This is a genomic window from Marinobacter panjinensis (assembly GCF_005298175.1).
Lineage (GTDB): Bacteria > Pseudomonadota > Gammaproteobacteria > Pseudomonadales > Oleiphilaceae > Marinobacter > Marinobacter panjinensis.
Window position 1 is genome coordinate 787,585 of record NZ_SZYH01000001.1, and the last position, 18,730, is coordinate 806,314.

General features: G+C 57.1%; 14 protein-coding genes. 1 reads left to right on the forward strand and 13 read right to left on the reverse strand.

Going from position 1 to position 18,730, the window contains the following annotated elements; all coding sequences use genetic code 11:
• Positions 1–632: 632 nt before the first annotated feature.
• The 12 genes from FDP08_RS03545 to FDP08_RS03600 all read right to left on the reverse strand — a co-directional run bounded on the left by FDP08_RS03545 (position 633) and on the right by FDP08_RS03600 (position 17,079).
• A complete protein-coding gene (locus FDP08_RS03545) occupies positions 633–1,562 on the reverse strand; it encodes a THxN family PEP-CTERM protein (protein ID WP_228263225.1) in 930 nt (309 codons plus the stop codon).
• Positions 1,563–1,887: 325 nt separating this feature from the next.
• Positions 1,888–3,066, reverse strand: coding sequence for a 2-methylaconitate cis-trans isomerase PrpF (gene prpF, locus FDP08_RS03550; RefSeq protein ID WP_137434648.1), 1,179 nt, complete (start codon positions 3,064–3,066; stop codon positions 1,888–1,890).
• Between the two features lie 140 nt (positions 3,067–3,206).
• Complete coding sequence (acnD, locus tag FDP08_RS03555) at positions 3,207–5,819, reverse strand: Fe/S-dependent 2-methylisocitrate dehydratase AcnD (protein ID WP_137434649.1); 2,613 nt, start codon at positions 5,817–5,819, stop codon at positions 3,207–3,209.
• Between the two features lie 170 nt (positions 5,820–5,989).
• Complete coding sequence (gene prpC, locus FDP08_RS03560; RefSeq protein WP_137434650.1) at positions 5,990–7,120, reverse strand: bifunctional 2-methylcitrate synthase/citrate synthase; 1,131 nt, start codon at positions 7,118–7,120, stop codon at positions 5,990–5,992.
• 146 nt (positions 7,121–7,266) lie between these two features.
• Positions 7,267–8,154, reverse strand: coding sequence for a methylisocitrate lyase (gene prpB, locus FDP08_RS03565; RefSeq protein WP_137434651.1), 888 nt, complete (start codon positions 8,152–8,154; stop codon positions 7,267–7,269).
• A 211-nt stretch (positions 8,155–8,365) separates the two neighbouring features.
• Positions 8,366–9,046, reverse strand: a complete 681-nt coding sequence (locus tag FDP08_RS03570; protein WP_137434652.1) for a GntR family transcriptional regulator — start codon at positions 9,044–9,046, stop codon at positions 8,366–8,368.
• Between the two features lie 105 nt (positions 9,047–9,151).
• Positions 9,152–10,288 (reverse strand): AI-2E family transporter, encoded by a 1,137-nt coding sequence (locus FDP08_RS03575; RefSeq protein WP_137434653.1) that lies wholly within the window; start codon positions 10,286–10,288, stop codon positions 9,152–9,154.
• Positions 10,289–10,290: 2 nt separating this feature from the next.
• Positions 10,291–11,871, reverse strand: coding sequence for an OpgD/OpgG family glucan biosynthesis protein (locus FDP08_RS03580; protein WP_137434654.1), 1,581 nt, complete (start codon positions 11,869–11,871; stop codon positions 10,291–10,293).
• The gene (gene mdoH, locus FDP08_RS03585; protein WP_427901835.1) at positions 11,871–13,919 is read right to left on the reverse strand and encodes a glucans biosynthesis glucosyltransferase MdoH; all 2,049 of its coding nucleotides are present in this window, start codon (positions 13,917–13,919) and stop codon (positions 11,871–11,873) included. The genes FDP08_RS03580 and mdoH overlap by 1 nt, the downstream gene beginning before the upstream one ends.
• 79 nt (positions 13,920–13,998) lie before the next feature.
• Positions 13,999–14,265, reverse strand: coding sequence for a hypothetical protein (locus FDP08_RS03590; RefSeq protein WP_137434655.1), 267 nt, complete (start codon positions 14,263–14,265; stop codon positions 13,999–14,001).
• Positions 14,262–15,812, reverse strand: a complete 1,551-nt coding sequence (locus FDP08_RS03595) for a glucan biosynthesis protein G (protein ID WP_137434656.1) — start codon at positions 15,810–15,812, stop codon at positions 14,262–14,264. The genes FDP08_RS03590 and FDP08_RS03595 overlap by 4 nt, the downstream gene beginning before the upstream one ends.
• Before the next feature lie 91 nt (positions 15,813–15,903).
• Complete coding sequence (locus FDP08_RS03600; RefSeq protein WP_137434657.1) at positions 15,904–17,079, reverse strand: ShlB/FhaC/HecB family hemolysin secretion/activation protein; 1,176 nt, start codon at positions 17,077–17,079, stop codon at positions 15,904–15,906.
• Positions 17,080–17,447: 368 nt separating this feature from the next.
• On the opposite strand from FDP08_RS03600, the gene galU reads away from it, so the two are divergent.
• Positions 17,448–18,284 (forward strand): UTP--glucose-1-phosphate uridylyltransferase GalU, encoded by an 837-nt coding sequence (gene galU, locus FDP08_RS03605; RefSeq protein WP_137434658.1) that lies wholly within the window; start codon positions 17,448–17,450, stop codon positions 18,282–18,284.
• An 11-nt stretch (positions 18,285–18,295) separates the two neighbouring features.
• On the opposite strand, the gene FDP08_RS03610 is transcribed toward galU, so the two are convergent.
• Positions 18,296–18,712: a helix-turn-helix domain-containing protein gene (locus tag FDP08_RS03610; protein ID WP_137434659.1), complete on the reverse strand. Its 417-nt coding sequence runs from the start codon at positions 18,710–18,712 to the stop codon at positions 18,296–18,298.
• Positions 18,713–18,730 lie beyond the last annotated feature (18 nt).

Below are 18,730 nucleotides of genomic sequence, written 5' to 3' on the forward strand. Positions count from 1 at the left end.
CAGCCGGAATTCAAGCCAGCGAGTCAGCGGTACTGATTCATAAGCATTAGCCATACCATGTATTAAAAGTTGTTTCATTTAAATAACTTACACTTAGCGCCTGATTACCTTAGAGATGCAGGTGTAAGTATCTTCGACATTCGATGCGCTTAAACACATCGCCTTAGGCGCCATGTGTACTTTCGAGCGATATTTAAAGGTGTCCGATTAGAATAAAAGCATTTAACCAAGTTGTCTTATAAGCATTATTTGATTAAAAACGAATTTCAAAACCAGACTAACGTGAAGACGCGTAAATTATTCTGACGCCAGTGGATCAAAGCCGGGGTGTAAGCCTTTAGTGTAGATGTGTTGTGTATTTATACACATATTGTCTCAAATTCGTTACAACCAGAATCAGGCGACTTTTTCCCACCTGTTTTATATCGAATATTTTCTGACTGGTGCTTTTTTGCTCCAAGACACCCCGCATGTGCACCACGCCGTAGCAGCAGGGCTTAAGCTTATTGCGATTGTCGGATTACGCCCTCCACTCTATGCCCTTCACGGGCAAATCCGACCTTCTGAAGGGCATAAAAAACCCCCGCCGACCCCTGGCAGGGGTTTTCTTTTCAAACGTTATGCCGTGGCAGTTATGCCGTGGCAGTTTTTTTCCTCCGAGAAAGCGCAAATCCAGTAAGGCCCAGTCCCATCAGCGCAAGTGTACCTGGCTCAGGAACGCTTACCGGAGTAGAGGCAATACGGAAGCGGGTCTGAAAGGTGTTTTCCTGGTTTTCAACGGTCTGAAGACCAACGCAGTCAGCCGGAGCACCGGCCACATCGCAGGTTTCCCCGAGGGCGAATAGACTTTCCAGCTCAAGGAACACCGTGTAGCTGTAGTCGTCAATGGTGAACGACGGTGACGCGATCTCGAACCAGCCGTCGACATTCTTGGTACCATCCAACTCGTCGAGATTGTCGATGGTAAAAATATCATCACAGGCTTTCGGTGACGAACCTGCAAAGCAGCTGCTGGCATTATTCTGCGTTTCGATGAACGACGTCTTGAAGGTAAGATCATCCAGCATCTGAACGTCACCGGTATTCGGTGTTGCGGCGTTCAGCGTCAGGGATGAAATCAGGTCAAAACTGGTCAGCGTTGCGTAGCTGGAGCTGATGATATTGTTGGTGTGAGTGAAGGTTCCACCATTAACATAGCCGCCATTGGTGAACAGGCCACCTGTGCCGGATACATTCTCGATCGCAACCGATGACCGGTCCCCGGTATCAGTAAGATCAGCACTGCCCCATGACAGGTTTTGGTCTTCTGCGACGGCGGTGCCGCCTGAGCCTCCACCATTGAATTGCGCGTTAGCGAAGGTGTTGCCGACGTTATAACCCCACTCGGTAATCTCCGCTGCGTTGGCAGATTGCACACCGAGTGCAAAAGGTACGACAAGCGACGACAAGAGTGTTCTTTTAAGTGCAGTGTTCATATTAATCTCTCCTTGATTACTGACGATGACCACTATACGGAAAGCAAGCGTGTCAACGGCCGCAACAGTAAGCAACATCCACGCCATATTATTTATGTTCTTATATTTCATGCAGATACAATATTTTTTATATCAACTATAAATAAAAGCGTAATTATATTGGACAATATCTTATTATAAGAGCGGAACCTTAAACGCCATGTATATTAATGCGGGGTATATAAATTACTATTTTGTAAATAAGGCGCTTTAAAAAGCAGTTTTATTATTTAATTTTAATTATTAAGCAGATTTTCAGAAACATGGCCTATAAATGCGTAAATTATGTCGACGCCGAGCAAAAAAGCCGGAAAAATCTCCTAAGACATTTCCGGCTTTTCTGTTTATTAAGGTTTACATTCCCAAACACACATCAAAAGCTTCCGCCCGGTACTCGCACCCAACCTTCCATAAGCACACGCGCACTGCGGCTCATGATGGCTTTGGTGGCGGTCCACTGGCCGTTTACCTGGCTGGCTTCTGCGCCTACCTGCAATGTTCCGGACGGATGACCGAAGGTCACAGACGTCCGGTCACCACCACCGGCCGCCTGATTTACCAGTGTTCCCGGAACGGCGGCAGCGGTGGCGATGGCGACGGCGGCGGTTCCCATCATGGCATGGTGGAGCTTGCCCATGGAGAGGGCACGCACCAGTACATCGACATCCCCTGCCCCGATGGTTTTACCGCTTGATGATACGTAGTCCGACGGCTTGGCCACGAAAGCGACCTTGGGGGTGTGCTGACGGCTGGCAGCCTCTTCCACGCTCTTGATTAGGCCCATCTTCACGGCGCCGTGAGCGCGGATGGTTTCGAACATAGCCAGGGCTTCGGGGTTGCTGTTGATGTCATCCTGCAACTCCGTGCCTTTGTAACCGATGTCTTCTGCATTGAGAAAGATCGTAGGTATGCCGGCGTTGATCATGGTGGCCTTGAGTGTGCCTACTCCGGGCACTTCCAGGTCGTCCACCAGGTTGCCGGTGGGGAACATGGCGCCTTCGCCGTCGGCCGGGTCCATAAATTCGACCTGCACTTCGGCCGCCGGGAAGGTGACACCATCCAGTTCGAAATCACCGGTTTCCTGCACTTCCCCGTTGGTGATGGGCACGTGGGCGACGATGGTTTTTTTGATGTTGGCCTGCCAGATGCGAACGGTGGCGGTGCCGTTTTCGGGAATTCGGTCTTTGCCAACGAAGCCACCGTTAATGGCAAAGGCACCCACGGCAGCGGTGAGGTTGCCGCAGTTGCCGCTCCAGTCGACAAAGGGCTTGTCGATGGAGACCTGGCCGAACAGGTAGTCCACATCGTGGTCTGGCTGTGTGGGCGCTGCGAGGATGACCGTTTTACTGGTGCTTGAAGTGGCGCCGCCCATACCGTCGATTTGTTTCTGGTAGGGGTCGGGGCTGCCTATGACCCGGAGCAGGAGTTTGTCCCGGGCTTCGCCCGGGGTTTGACACGGTTCCGGGAGGTCTTGCAGGCGAAAGAAGACGCCTTTTGATGTGCCGCCACGCATGTAGGTGGCGGGGATTTTGATTTGGGGGGCGTTGGGCATGGGGTACCTTTTTGGATTGGGGGTCGGAATCGGGGTTGGGTGTCGGATTACGCTTCGCTAATCCGACCTACGGGGTTCGTCGCCAACTCTGGCGTAGGTCGGATTAGGCCCAAAGGGCCGTAATCCGACACTTTCGCAGGCTACGCAGCACCCTCGGATTGCAAAAAATCCTCCGCAAACCGCTGCAACACCCCACCGGCACTGTAAATCGACACTTCCTCGGCCGTATCCAACCGGCAAATAACGGGCACACGCTCTGTACTTCCGTTCTTGCGGTGAATAACCAGCGTCAACTCAGCACGCGGAGCCGCAGTGCCTTCCACGTCGTAGGTTTCAGTGCCGTCCAGGGCCAGAGTCTTGCGGGTGGTGCCTTCCTCGAACTGCAGGGGCATCACGCCCATACCCACCAGGTTAGTGCGGTGGATGCGCTCAAAACCTTCCGCAGCAATCGCTTCTACACCGGCGAGAGCAACGCCCTTCGCGGCCCAGTCACGGGAGGAACCCTGGCCGTAATCCGCGCCAGCGATGATGATCAGTGGCTGCTTGCGCTCCATGTAGGTTTCGATGGCTTCCCACATGCGGGTAACTTTACCTTCCGGCTCGATCCTGGCCAGTGAGCCCTGCTTCACGTTGCCGTTCTCGTCCCTGACCATTTCGTTGAACAGTTTCGGGTTGGCAAAAGTGGCGCGCTGGGCCGTGAGGTGGTCACCACGGTGGGTGGCGTAGGAGTTGAAGTCTTCCTCCGGCACGCCCATTTTGTGCAGGTATTCACCGGCGGCACTGTCCATCAGGATGGCATTGGACGGTGACAAGTGGTCCGTAGTGATATTGTCTGGCAGCACGGCCAGCGGGCGCATGCCCTTGAGGGTTTTCTCCCCCACCATGCCACCTTCCCAATACGGCGGGCGACGGATGTAGGTGCTCTGCGGCCGCCAGTCGTAGTTCGGGTTGGTGTTGGCCTGGGCATCCCGGGTGATGTCGAACATCGGAATGTAGGTGCTGCGGAACTGCTCCGGCTTTACGCTGGCTTTGACGATGGCGTCGATTTCCGCATCATCCGGCCAGATGTCCTTCAGGGTGACCGGATTGCCGTCTTTGTCGTAACCCAGGGCATCCTTTTCGATGTCGAAGCGGATGGTGCCTGCAATGGCGTAGGCGACCACCAATGGCGGTGACGCCAGGAACGCCTGCTTGGCGTAGGGATGAATCCGGCCATCGAAGTTGCGGTTACCGGAAAGCACGGCGGTGGAATACAGATCCCGATCGATGATTTCCTTCTGGATTTTCGGATCCAGGGCGCCGCTCATGCCGTTACAGGTGGTGCAGGCAAAGGCCACCACACCGAAGCCGAGTTCTTCCAGCTCCGACATCAGGTTGGCTTCTTCCAGATACATTTTCACGGTCTTGGAGCCCGGTGCCAGGGAGGTTTTCACCCAGGGCTTGCGGGTCAGGCCCAGCTTGTTGGCGTTACGGGCGATCAGGCCGGCAGCCACCATGTTGCGGGGGTTACTGGTGTTGGTGCAGCTGGTGATGGCCGCAATGATGCACGCGCCGTCCGGCATCTTGCCTTCTTCCTTCACCCATTCACCGGCAATGCCGCGCTCGGCGAGTTCGGAGGTGGGCAGATGTGCGTGCGGGTTGGAAGGGCCTGCCAGGGTGCGCTTGACCTTCGACAGGTCAAACTGCAGCACACGCTCGTATTCGGCGTTTTTCATGCTGTCGGCCCACAGGCCGGTTTCCCTGGCGTAGGTCTCAACCAGGGCCACCTGATCGTCTTCGCGGCCAGTCAGCTTCAGGTAATCAATGGTCTGGCCGTCGATGAAGAACATGGCAGCGGTAGCACCATACTCAGGAGTCATATTCGAGATGGTGGCGCGGTCGCCGACGGTGAGGCTGTCGGCGCCTTCGCCGTAGAATTCCAGGTAGGCACCGACCACCCGTTCCTTGCGCAGGAACTCAGTGATGGCCAGAACCATGTCCGTGCTGGTGATACCCGGCTGCAGCTTACCGGTCAGCTCAACGCCGACGATGTCCGGCAGGCGCATCATGGAGGCACGGCCGAGCATGACGCTTTCGGCTTCCAGACCGCCGACTCCAACGGAGATAACACCCAGGGCGTCAACCATTGGCGTATGGCTGTCCGTGCCTACGCAGGTGTCCGGGTAGGCAACGTGCTTGCCTTCCCCGTCCGGCCGGTTCTGGATCACCGGGGACATCTTTTCCAGGTTGATCTGGTGCATGATGCCGTTGCCCGGAGGAATCACATCCACGTTCTTGAATGCTGTCTTGGTCCAGTTGATGAAGTGAAAGCGGTCATCATTGCGGCGGTCTTCAACGGCGCGGTTTTTCTCGAAGGCGTCCTTCTCGAAACCGGCGTGTTCAACGGCCAGGGAGTGGTCAACGATCAGCTGCGTTGGTACCACGGGATTCACCTTGGCCGGGTCGCCGCCCTTTTCCTTGATAGCGTCACGCAGGCCGGCCAGGTCTACCAGGGCTGTCTGGCCCAGGATGTCGTGGCAAACCACACGCGCCGGGTACCAGGGGAAGTCCAGGTCGCGTTTGCGTTCGATCAGCTGTTTCAGGGAATCCGTCAGTGCCTCCGGGTCGCAACGGCGAACGAGCTGTTCTGCCAGGATTTTAGAGGTATACGGGAGTTTGTCATACGCGCCGGGCTGGATGTCTTCTACGGCCTGGCGGGTGTCGAAATAGTCCAGGTCGGTGCCTGGGAGGGGTTTGCGGTAATTTGTGTTCATTGGCGTTGCTCGTGGTCCTGGGTTGTCGGATTACGGCTGCGCCTAATCCGACCTACGATTTGGGTGTCGGATTACGGCTGCGCCTAATCCGACCTACTTGGTTGATGGCGCTAACATGTAGGTCGGATTAGCCAAAGGCGTAATCCGACATGAGGCCATCTCCCCCGTTCTCAATCGCGCTGCTCGATCGGCACCCACTCCGAATGCTCGGGGCCGTTGTAATCGGCGCTGGGGCGGATGATGCGGTTGTTTTCGCGCTGTTCCTTCACGTGGGCGGTCCAGCCGGATACCCGGGACATCACGAAGATGGGGGTGAACAACTCGGTGGGAATGCCCATGAAGTGATACGCGGAAGCGTGGAAGAAATCGGCGTTGCAGAAGAGTTTTTTCTCGCGCCACATCACTTCCTCGCAGCGTACTGATACCGGGTACAGCACGGTGTCGCCCACTTCGTTGGCGAGTTTTTCGGACCACTTCTTGATGATGGCGTTGCGGGGATCAGACTCACTGTAAACAGCGTGGCCGAAGCCCATGATCTTCTCCTTGCGCTCGAGCATGCCCAGCAGGCCCTTCTCGGCTTCGTCGGGGGTCTTGAACTTCTGAATCAGAGCCATGGCCGCTTCGTTGGCGCCGCCATGCAGCGGGCCGCGCAGGGTTCCGATGGCACCGGTTACGCAGCTGTGGATATCAGACAGCGTGGAGGCGCAGACACGGGCGCTGAACGTCGAGGCGTTGAACTCGTGCTCGGCATAAAGAATCAACGATACGTTCATGACGCGCTCGTGCAGCTCATTGGGCTTCTTGCCGTGGAGCAGCTCGAGGAAATGGCCACCAATGGAGTCCACGTCGCTGGCCGTGTCGATACGCACGCCTTCGTGGGCAAAGCGGTACCAGTAGGTAATGATGGCCGGAAACAGCGCCAGCATGCGGTCGATCTTGTCGTCCTGCTGGCTGAAGTCGGTTTCGGTTTCCAGGTTGCCCAGCATGGAGCAGCCGGTACGCATAACGTCCATGGGATGAGCGTTTTTGGGAATGTGTTCGAGCACGGATTTCACGGCGTAGGGCAGTTCGCGCAGGCTCACCAGTTTCTGCTTGTAGGCATTCAATTCCTGCTGATTGGGCAGTTTTCCCCGCAACAGCAGGTACGCCACTTCCTCGAACTGGGCGTTTTCCGCCAGGTCGCTGATGTCATAGCCGCGATAGGTCAGTCCGGTGCCGGACTGTCCCACGGTACACAGTGCTGTTACGCCGGCAACCTGCCCGCGAAGGCCAGCACCTCCGAGTTTTTTCGATTCTGCCATGGTGTTCTCCCCCGATATTTTGTTTGGGTTGTCGGATTACGGCTTCGCCTAATCCGACCTATGGTTCTGGTTGGTCCGGGCCGGGGCATTTGTAAGTCGGATTAGGCCCGCAGGGCCGTAATCCGACAAGCAGGCCCAAATTTTGACTATCCCTTCTTCTGCTGGAACAACTCATCCAGCTTCTGCTCGAAGTCGTGGTAGTTCAGGAAGTCGTACAGCTCCATCCGCGTCTGCATCAGGTCAACCACGTCTTTCTGGTCGCCCTTCTCAAGGATGTTTTCATACACCAGCAATGCGGCCTTGTTCATGGCGCGGAAGGCGCTTAGTGGATACAGCACCATACCGGCGCCGGCTTCTGCAAGCTCCTTGCGGTTGTACAGTGGCGTGGCGCCGAATTCGGTGATATTGGCCAGTACCGGTACGTTCAGGGCTTCAGAGAAGGCTTTGTAGTGTTCCAGTTCGGTGACGGCTTCAGCAAAGATGCCGTCGGCGCCCGCCTCGATACAGGCTTTGGCACGTTCGATGGCGGCTTCGAGGCCTTCTTTCTGGAAGGCGTCGGTGCGGGCCATGATGAAGAAGTCGTCGTCTTCACGGGCATCCACCGCAGCTTTGATGCGGTCAACCATTTCTTCCTGGGACACGATTTCCTTGTTGGGCCGATGACCACAACGCTTCTGAGCTACCTGGTCTTCAATATGGACTGCAGCAGCGCCGGCGCGTTCCATTTCACGGATGGTGCGGCCGATGTTGAAGGCACCGCCCCAGCCGGTGTCGATGTCGACCAGCAGCGGTACGTCGGTGGCTGCGGTGATGCGGCGAACATCTTCAACCACGTCGTTCATGGTGGTGATGCCCAGGTCCGGCAGGCCGTAGGAGGCGTTGGCTACGCCGCCGCCCGACAGATAGATGGCCTGATGGCCGACCTTTTCCGCCATCATGGCGGTGTAGGCGTTGATGGTGCCTACGATTTGCAACGGGTGGTTTTCTTTCAGGGCTTTGCGGAAGCGGGCGCCCGGGGATGGTTTTTTAGACATGGTGTTGGCCTCTCTATACTGGTGGATTCTTTTTGTCGGATTACGGCTGCGCCTTTCATGCCCTTCACGGGTAAATCCGACCTATGGGTTTTGGTTTGTCGGATTACGCTGCGCTAATCCGACCTACGTTGTTGGTGTTCTGTCTTGGCACTTGTAGGTCGGATTAGGCGCAGCCGTAATCCGACATGGTTCGTTGCACCCCGGGCAACCATCAGATTGTCAGGCTGCCGTTGTGGATCTTAGTTTCTATGTTTTTGCGGGCGGCGTTGATGTGGCGTTTCATCAGGAACTCCGCCAGTTCGCCGTCGCGCTGAGCGATGGCTTCTGCGATTCTTCGGTGCTCTCCCAGGGCCATGTGGGGCCGGCCGGAGGAGGTGCTCAGGCGATAACGGTACATCCGGACCATATAGTAAAGATCACCCAGCAGCATTTGCGCGAGTTTTGTGTTGCGGCTGCCGGTGGCGATGCGGTGATGGAAGTCGTAATCGCCTTCCGCCTGATAGTAGGCCTGGCCCTGGGCCTGCTCGATCATCTGTTCGTGGGCATCGAGGGTAGCGTGGAGGTCTGCAATTTCTTCGTCGGTCATTCGTTCGGCGGCCTGGCGGGCGGCAAGGCCTTCCATGGTTTCACGAATGCGGTACAGCTCCATGAGTTCGTCTGCACTCACGGACACCACCTTTACCCCGGCATGGGGCCGGCGGACCAGCAGTCCTCGGGATTCGAGCCGGCCAAGGGCCTCCCGCAACGGGCCACGGGTAAGGTTGAAACGGGAGCAGAGTTCCACTTCGCCGATTTTTTCGCCGGGGACAAGATCGCCTTTGACGATAGCCGTTTGCAGACAATCGAAGGCTTCGTCGGCGCGGGTGTAGGTTTGGATGGCGGCTTCGGACATAGTTTGTCAACAATCGTGACTATAATGACCCGAAATTTACGCCGGACGGATGGTATTGTCAACAATCCATCGACCAAAGATTGCTCAATTGTTGACATGACACCCTCATTTGCCCAGCAACTCCCCCACCGCTCTCAGATTGCTGACATGGTCACACAGGGTTTTGATAATCATCAGCACGGGCGTCGCCACGATGAGTCCTACCGGGCCCCAGAGCCAACCCCAGAACAGCAGGCCCAGGAAGATGGCCACTTCATTCAGGCTGGAGAGACGGCTGGTAAGCATGGGCAGCAGCAGGTTGCCCTGGATGCTGGTGATCACGAGCGAGATAGCGGCGATAAGTAAGGCCATATCGACGGTACTAAACTGAATGAATGCTGCCACGCCAGATCCGACCATTACCAGAAAAGGCCCCAGATAAGGTGCGACGCTTGCCACTCCCGCGACCACGCCCCAGAAAACAGCCTGCTCCATGCCCAGTAAAAAAAACGCCAGCCAGGTAAAAAAGCCCACAAACAGGCCGCCCAGCAACATCACGAACAGAAAGCGCCGCACCTGGCTATGGAATTCGTTCATGATCCGCGCCGTTTTGCGCATTCTGTGGAACGACGGCCCCGACAATCTGACGGCTTTGCGTTTATAGAGTCTCCCTGCAGAAAGCATGAAAAACACCAGTAACAATGCCGAAAAAACCTGGGAAACCAGCACCAGTATCGTCGATGACCCTTCCATCAGGTATTTCCAGACATTGAACTTCTCGCCCACAATCCTGACGCGCATCACGTCCGGCTGTTCGGTCTCCTTTTCATCCTCCTCGGCAGTGTCCTCGATTTTTTTTGCCACATCCTGGGCTTTTTCCATAACGCCTTCTTCCTCTGGCGCCGAGCGCGCTTCAGCACGCTGGAACTGCTCGATTGCCCAGGGCGCCTTGTCCAGTATGGCCATGGTTTCCCGCTTAAGCGGGATACTCGCGCCAGCAATCGTCACCACCAGAATAGTCAACACCAGTGCGGCACCGAGGGGGCGGGGAATCCGAAATTTTTCCAGCCCGGACACCAGTGGGTCCAGGGCGTAACTGATGAGGATGGCCCCCACCAGGGGGACCAATACGGCCTGGGCCCAGGAGATGAAATACAGGGCCGCGACGGAAGAGAGCACAACCATTGCGGTATTTCGTATATCCACCCTCTGTATCAGGGTACGTTCTGGCACGCCCTCGGGTTCTGTTTGCCGCTCTTCCATGGCTATGCCCTCTCTTGCTCTGGTGGCGGTGTGTACTGGTACAGCCAGGTTTCTGTCAGTACCTGGTCGCCCAACTTCAGTTGCAGCCGCAGGTCAATGGGTTCCAGGGAGTCATCGGGCACCAGATCGAACATGGCCCGGAAACCATCAATGGAGGCCAGGGGGCGGGCCGAGGTGATTTCCACCCGGCCACGGCTGGCGGTGATCACGGGCTCTACTTCCGCGTCGTCGGCCAGCAAAGGCAGCGGGCCACCTGCGAAATCCACCGCAAACCGCCAGGAGAAGTACTCTCTTTTCTGGCCAATCACGCCCCCGAGCCCTGTGCGGGTTGCCTGTACCGTCGCCAGTGCTTCCGGCTGTCGCGGGGGTTCTTCGCCCCAGGTCAGGGTGTAGGAGTAAAGGTACTCGTTCCCCGGCTCCAGTGGCTCCTCTGGGTTCCAGAAGGCGACAATGTTGTCGAACGTTTCGTCCTTGGTGGGAATTTCCACCAGCATCACGCTGCCGGCTCCCCATTCACCATGGGGTTCTATCCAGGCACTGGGGCGCTTGTCATAGAACACGCCGTCGTCCTGGTAGCGGGCAAAATCCCGGTCGCGCTGAAGCAGGCCGAAGCCTCTCGGGTTTTTGTCGACAAAACTGTTTACCCGCACTGATCGCGGGTTTACCAGTGGCCGCCAGAGCCAATCACCCTGCCCGTTATGGACCGCTAGCCCATCAGAATCGTGAATTTCCGGGCGCCAGTCGTTGGCCATGCGGCGATCATTTTCGCCGGTCTGGTACATGCTGGTCAGGGGCGCAACGCCTACACGCTCCATGGGTTTGCGGGGATACAGCGCCACATCGACCTTCATCACCGTGTTCCGCCCCGGGGTCATGGTGAAAGCGTAGGCGCCCGTCGTGCTGGGAGAATCCAGCAAGGCGTACACCACCATTTGATGGCTGCCCGGAGCCGGCTTTTCCAGCCAGAATGCAGTGAACTGGGGAAACTCCTCTTCACGGTTCAGGCCGGTGTCGATAGCCAGCCCCCTTGCGGACAGGCCATATTGCATATCGGACCCCACCGCGCGGAAGTAGCTGGCCCCCAAAAAAGCCACCAGATCCCTTTCGAAGTCTGTATGGAAGTGCACCCGGAAGCCGGCGTAGCCAAGATCCCTGGGCAGTGTGCCGAGGGGCTCTTCTCCCTCATAACTGAAGTAGTCCGGTTGATAGGCCAGTTCCCTGGCCTGTCCGTTTTCTACCTCATAGATATGCACCGGCGACTGGAAGTACAGGCCCAGATGAAACAACTGGACCTGGAAGGCATTATCGTCATTACGCCAGAGTGCCTCTTGGGGCAGAAAACGAATAGCCTGATAGTCGTCCCAGGACAGGTGTTTGAGAGAGCCCGGCAAACTCCCTTCCTCCGATTTCCACGGCTCCCCTGCCAAGGCTCTGGCATGTCCCTTAAGCCAGGTATAGCTGAACGGGCGCGCCTCACCCAGCGTTTCGGCCTGCGCCAGCCGGCTGAACATCAATGCAGACAAAGGCAACGCCTGGGCGCCTGCAAGGGCGGCAAAGGTCTTGATCAGTGTGCGTCTATCCATCATGCGCTCCGTGTTCTGCGTTTTCTGCCTTTTCTGCTCAGGATAGCGATACGCCGGCCCCAGAAACTGTCGATCGGTGCCTGCCAGGCACGCTCGTGCAGCTCCGCCAGGGACTGCCTGTCACGGAACAGCTGGCTGAGTTCGCTACGGGACAATGAGTCGGGACCCGCTGTACCGCAATGCTCCACCAGCGGCACCAGCAACTCTTCCCGCTTGGCAAGGCGGACATCTCGTGCCAGTGCCTGATGAAGCCTGTTAAGCCTTGGCCGGACCACTGCTTCCTCGACTGCTGTCAGCATGGAAGCATTTCTGCTGTCACTCCTGGCTGCACGGGCATCGTCCAGCACCTGCACGGACTCACGTTCTTCCGGAATCACCAGCATGCCCAGCTTACGCAGCGCCTGTCCCGCGCTGACCTTGCTCAGCAAGACGGAGGTGGGGGCCGCCAGCAACAGCGGAATCGCGACCGGCAGTGACCAGAGGAAAAACATGGGGTCCAGGCTCCAGGCAAAGGCGGACCATCCAGCCGCAACCAGCATTCCGGGAAACTGGGTCACAAGTGCCTCTCGCCAGGAGGTCTCCTGTGTGCGGTTTTGCCCGGCCCAGGTCAGCGACACGTTCAGCAAGGCACCAAGAACGTATTGGCTATGGGCGATCATCCTTACTGGCGCGAGCAGCACTGAAACCACAATTTCGACCAGCACGGAGACAAATAACCGAACAACGCCGCCAAACTGCCTGGAAGTGCCGTGAATAACCGCGTCCAGAATGGCCAGGAATTTCGGAATGAACAACAGCGACAGGGTGCTTAACGCAAGGCCCAGTGCCCATTCCGGTCGCCATTCAGGCCAGAGTGGGAACAGCCCCTGATGTCCCTCCGGGAAGTAATCGATGCTGGCCACGGTCATCTGCACCGCTTCCACGGTGGTGAGAATCAGGAACCCCAGCCACAGGGGCGAGGCCATATAGGCCATGACGCCGTTTAACAGGGCCATCCTGTGGGCCAGGCGAAGCCGGCGCCCGAACAGCAGAATCCACAGGTGCTGCAGATTGCCACGGGACCAGCGGTTGTCTCGGGACAGTTCGTCCGACAGCGTTGGCGGAGACTCTTCGAAACTGTTGCTCAGACCAGGCTCCAGCCAGACTTCGTAACCGGCTCTACCCATGTAGGCTGCCTCCACAAAGTCGTGGCTCATGATAGGACCGCGGAACAGACCAAACCCGCGCAGCTTGCGCAGGCCGCAATGAGCCATAAAGGGTTTGATGCGGATAATGGCGTTGTGCCCCCAGAAAGCGGCATCACCCATCTGGATGGCGGCAAGGCCAGTGGCAAACAGGGCGGAATAGAGCCGGTTGGAAAACTGCTGTACCCGGGCAAACAGGGATTCACCGTTGATGAGGGAGGGCGCCGTCTGCAGTATGCCGACGTTCGGCTCCCGCTCCATCAGTTGCACCATGCGCACGATGGTGTCTGCACTGAGCAGACTGTCGGCATCAAGGACCACCATGTAGCGATAACGGCGACCCCAGCGGCGCAGGAAGTCCGCCACATTGCCGCTCTTGAAGTTGAGGTTCACCCGCCGGCGCCGATAGAACAAACGGCCTTCGGCCCCGAGTTCCTGGCACAGGCGATACCAGGTAGCCTGCTCTTCGAGCCAGACATTCGGGTCCCGGCTGTCGGAAAGAATATGGAATTCGAACTGGTCCAGATGGCCGGAGCGTTCAAGATCCCGGTACACTGCTTTGAGCCCACTGAGTGTCCAGTACACGGGCTCGTGATAGACCGGCATGATAATGGCCGTTCTGGCCAACGGCGTGGCTTCCAGCGCCTCTCCTTCATACCGCTTCAACAGGCTGTAGCGGTCGCCTCCGACCAGCCTTAACACAAAACCGAGGACTGCCGTCCAGAAGCCCACTGCAATCCACATGTACAGCAGGGCAAACAGCACCAGGAGCCCCAGCTCCACCAGAGTGCCACCGTGATATGGCAGAACCCAGAGCAGAAAGTAGCAGGCGACCAGCGTCTGCCCCACCACAAAGACGGTCATCAGAAAACGCCTGATTGTGGCGACTCTACGCCAGCCTCCGGAACGTCTCCGAGCCAATGTATCTGCTGCGTCGTCCATGTCAGTCATAACCGATGCATCCGCGCTTCAACGGTGGGCTGGCTTTCGGAATGCTTTCACAGGGGAGTTCGAAATAATCGGGAATGCTGGCAACACAGCGGGCAGGCAGGTCGGGGCTGGCATTTTCGGCAAGTGCTGACTCCACAAGTCGGAGCGCCTGCCTGCAGGTGTCCGCTGTCAGCACAACACCGTCATCACCCAGGTAGGCCAGCACCCTTTCCAGCGCCTGCTGGCAAAGGATTTCCGGCATGTTCAGGGCGCTGGTCATGACCCACCCTGTCGGATCCTGGCAGCCTCCGATAACGAATAGGTCCAGACTTCCGTCAGCGGCTTGTCGTCCAGCAGCAACTGGCCGCGTAGAATCGTATCCGTTCCTTTGCCGGGCCGCACCAGCATCGACAGCCGCCAGTTGTTGTCAGCCTCGATGAATTCCACATAATGCTCGAGGACTTCAGCCCCGTCGCCACCGCTTCCTATACTGGCGTTGCCAACCACCGCAGCATCCGCCTTGAGTGCATCCAGCGGCCCGCCAGCAAAATCGACAATGATGCGGAAGGCATTCGCGGCATCACCACCTCCGGTGCGGTCGCCATCCCCCATAAAGGTGTTTACCGCACGCCCGGTCTCCTGGCCTGCCACATCTTTGCCACCGAAACTGAGCGTATAGTCCAGTTTACGGTGCTCTCCCTTGCTCGCACCTCCCTTCGGTTTCCAGAATGCGACTACGTTGTCGTTTGTTTCCGAATCCGTGGGAATCTCTACCAGCACCACTTCGCCGTCGGACCAGCCTGGCCGGGGAGAGACCCAGGCGCTGGGGCGCAAATCGTATCGGGCTTCTGCATCTTCAAACTGGTGGAAGGCGGTGTCTCTCTGGATCAGGCCAAAACCGCCAAGGCGGTTGATCTGCAGGTAACTGAGTTTGAGGCGGGAAGGATTCACCAGTGGTCGCCACAACCACTCGTCAGTGCCTGCGTCGTGAATCAGCAGACCATCCGAATCATGAACCTGCGGCCGCCACTCTCCCACCGGCCGCACGGTGTTCTCGCCGTAGTAGAACATGGAGGTAAGTGGCGCCAGGCCCGGCTGCTCCACATCTGAACGGAAAAACAGTTCGGCACTGACATCCACCCGCGTGGTCGGCCCCGGCTGTATATCGAAGCGGTAGGCGCCGGCGACACTGGGGCCGTTCAGCAACCCGTAAACCCTTACACGATCACTGCTACCGCCGGGACGCTCAAGCCAGAACTCAATAAAGGAAGGAAACTCTTCACCAGAGGGAAGGCCGGTGTTCAAGGCAATGCCTCTGGCCGACAGCCCGAAACTGTTATCCGCGCCTACGCCCCGGAAGTAACTTGCTCCGGCAAAAACCAGAAACTGATTCTGCTCGGTTCCCTCACCAAGGGGGTAAGTCAGCTTGAAGCCGGCATGGCCAAGATCGGGGGGAATTCGTTTGGCAAGGTCATCGGGGAAGCTGAAGGCAGTCTTGTCAAAAGTGATGGGGCGAACACCGGTGGCGTCAATCTCGTTGAGCTTTACCGTGTGGGTATAGAAATTTCCCGGTGGCACCATCATGACCCGGAAAAGGGAAAGACCTTCCCGCCAGAGGCTGGCCTCCGGATTGAATCGAATCGACTGATAGTCCTGGTAATCCAGGTCCCGGAGGAATCCCGGCACTTCCGGTGGCTTCTCATACTTTTTTTCGGCCAGGGCCCTGGCCTTGTCGACCACTTCTCCGAACTCTAAAGCCTGAGCCGGAATGGTGTAGAGAAAAAACGCCAATATAAGCAGCGTTAGCAATCCTGTCCCTGAGCGCATGGTTCTCCGACCTCAATTCCGTCCCTTAGAACCACTAATGTAGCACCTGCGGCCGAAACTTACTCAAGTGACAAGTTTGTAAGGCTCGGGATCAGATCCCCATGGACAGCGAGAACCGCACGTCCGGATGGTCGGGCATTGTCATGGCCGTGCTTGACGTTCGAATCATCCGGCCCACGCTGACGTTGGCGGTGAAAGCGCGGCCCTGCATCTTCAATGAGACCTGGCCCGCACTGGCCGTACCGTGCCGGTTTGCCTGGGCCACTGAATAGGGAACCCAGCCCTGCAGCACAGCAAAGTTTACACTGGACAGTACGCCATCGACGAAGGGCATCGGCCAGGCGGGGCTGGCGGTATCCAGCCGAAGCCAACCACCCCGGACCACGGAAAGTGACTGACCGTTGAAACCGGTGAGCATGGACGGGCCAGCAACTGTGATGTACTCGGAGGCCGGAAGGTCTTCATTTGCAAACTGGTACCGGCCTTTGACCCGCCAGTTCCACTGGAACAGTTCATGCTCCACGGAGGCAGACATGGCTACCTTGTAGAAGTCTCCTTCTTCGGTTTGATCGTCATGCATCGGGTAGTCGGTTGCCTGGAATTCACGACCGCTCAACGCCAGCATATTGGTGTTGGCGACTATTCCGCCCCAAAGTTCATGACCACCACGCGCTTCCAGGCCCAGGGTCGAAAGCTGGTAACGGGATTCGGAGACCAGGCTGTTTTCCCGGAACGATACACTGTCGCGCCCCCGGTGCTGTGCGATGCCGCCAAACGCCATTCCAAACCTGGAAAACAGTGGGCGGCTCACGCCGAGCCCCATCACACGGGACTCACCACTGGCGTTAAAGCGGCGGTCACCATTGCTTACCGCATGTTCGTAGCGGGATCTACCCGCTTCAATCCGCAAACGGTTGGCCCCCGCCGGGAAACGGTAGCGGAAGGATGCACCACTGGAGTCGGTATCATTCTTGTAGGATCGGGCATCGCGGTAGTCGAATCCGATGGCGTCGCTCTTGCCGACCAGTCTGTCCGCTGCAACGCCTACTGCGCCATTGATGCCATCACTGTTCAGCGCTGTCTTGCCGGAAAACTTCAGCCGCGACCGCAACCAGTGTTCGCGCTCTTCCTTGAAAGCGTCCGCACTGCCGGCGAAGTTACCGGAATAAGGCTGCCACCCATTACGGAGCCAGGCGCCGTTTTCTTGGCCGTAGAGAGGTTGGCTGACAACACACCACAGCAGTGCAATCAACAGGGATAATTTCAAGGGTTAGGGTCCTGACAGATAGCCCCGGCCAAAACATGAAAGGAAAGCCGGTTATTCTAAAGAATTTTTCATGTGGGGGAATGTATTGCATCAGGAAGGATAAATCCAGCGGCTGTTGCCAAACTTTACAAACAAAATGTGTCAATAATACAGTCAGTTACAGCGCTAACTGAAAGTTTTTTCTATGCAAATCAACAAGCAATACCAAAGGGGAACCAGGTCCCCTTTTTACCAATCTCTACATTTCAGTACCGGGACCTCCATTTAGAGCAACAACTTGGTTACACTTGGCATACTTCGTGAGTCAGCCTTCAAGGATGACTGACTTACAACAGGCCGTGACCCACGCGAATATAAGGACGAACGTTATGATCAAGAAGTGTCTCTTCCCTGTTGCCGGATACGGAACCCGTTTTCTTCCGGCCACCAAGGCCATGCCGAAGGAGATTCTGCCGATTGTGAACAAGCCTCTTGTGCAGTACGGGGTGGAAGAAGCCGCCGAAGCCGGCGTTCACGAATTCGGTTTCGTTACCGGCCGGGGCAAACGAGCCATAGAAGACCACTTCGACATCAGCTACGAGCTGGAGCACCAGATTGCCGGGTCGGGCAAGGAAGACCTGCTCACCTCCATCCGCGATCTGATTGATCACAATTCTTTCGCTTTTACCCGCCAGAACGAAATGAAGGGTCTTGGTCACGCCATCCTGACCGGCCGCAACCTTGTGGGTGACAGTCCGTTCGCCGTAGTGCTGGCTGACGACTTCTGCGTGGCGGCCAGTGACGGAGAAGGCGTACTTTCCCAGATGGTCAAGCTCTACAACCAGTTCCGCTGCTCGATTGTGGCCATTGAGGAAGTGCCGGAGGACGAAACCCACAAGTACGGTGTGATTGCCGGCGAGTCCATGAAAGATGGCCTGTATCGCATAACCGATATGGTTGAAAAACCTGCACCTGAGGATGCCCCCAGTAACCTGGCGATTATCGGCCGCTACATCCTCACGCCGGATATTTTCGATATCATCGAGCGCACGCCTGCGGGCAAGAACGGTGAGGTTCAGATTACCGACGCGCTGCTGGAACAGGCCAAGAATGGTTGCGTGCTGGCCTACAAATTCAAGGGTCGTCGTTTTGACTGCGGTAGCATCGACGGCTTTGTGGAAGCGACGAACTACGTCTACGAAAATATCTACAAGAAAGGCAAGTAAGGGGCAGCGGGTTATCTGCCCAGTATCTGCAGAATCATGCGCCGGTTTTCGTCAGAGGTTTTCCGGAACCGGCGCAGCAGTTCCACCTCTTCTTCCGAAAGCTGTAGCCGGCTGATTTCCTGTTCCAGTTCCTTCAGCGCTGCCGACAGGCCATCCCCCTGGCTGAAAGCCAGGCCTGGCAGTTCGAGTTGCTCGGTGTCGCCGGAGTCATCCAGATCCAGCAGGTCTTCCATTGGGGTTTCCGTCTTGATACAGAGGTCGAGCAGTTCGGTCACGCCCGGGTATCCGCGTTGCCTGGCATCCGTTGCTTCCCAGCCAACAACTCTGGCCTCGTCGACACCACACATCTGAGCCACATCCCAACGGGACAGCTGCCCGGCTTCCCGAATCTGCCGCAAGCGGCGGTTGAAGGTTTGCAGGTACCGCATAAGAACTGCTCTCTGCCG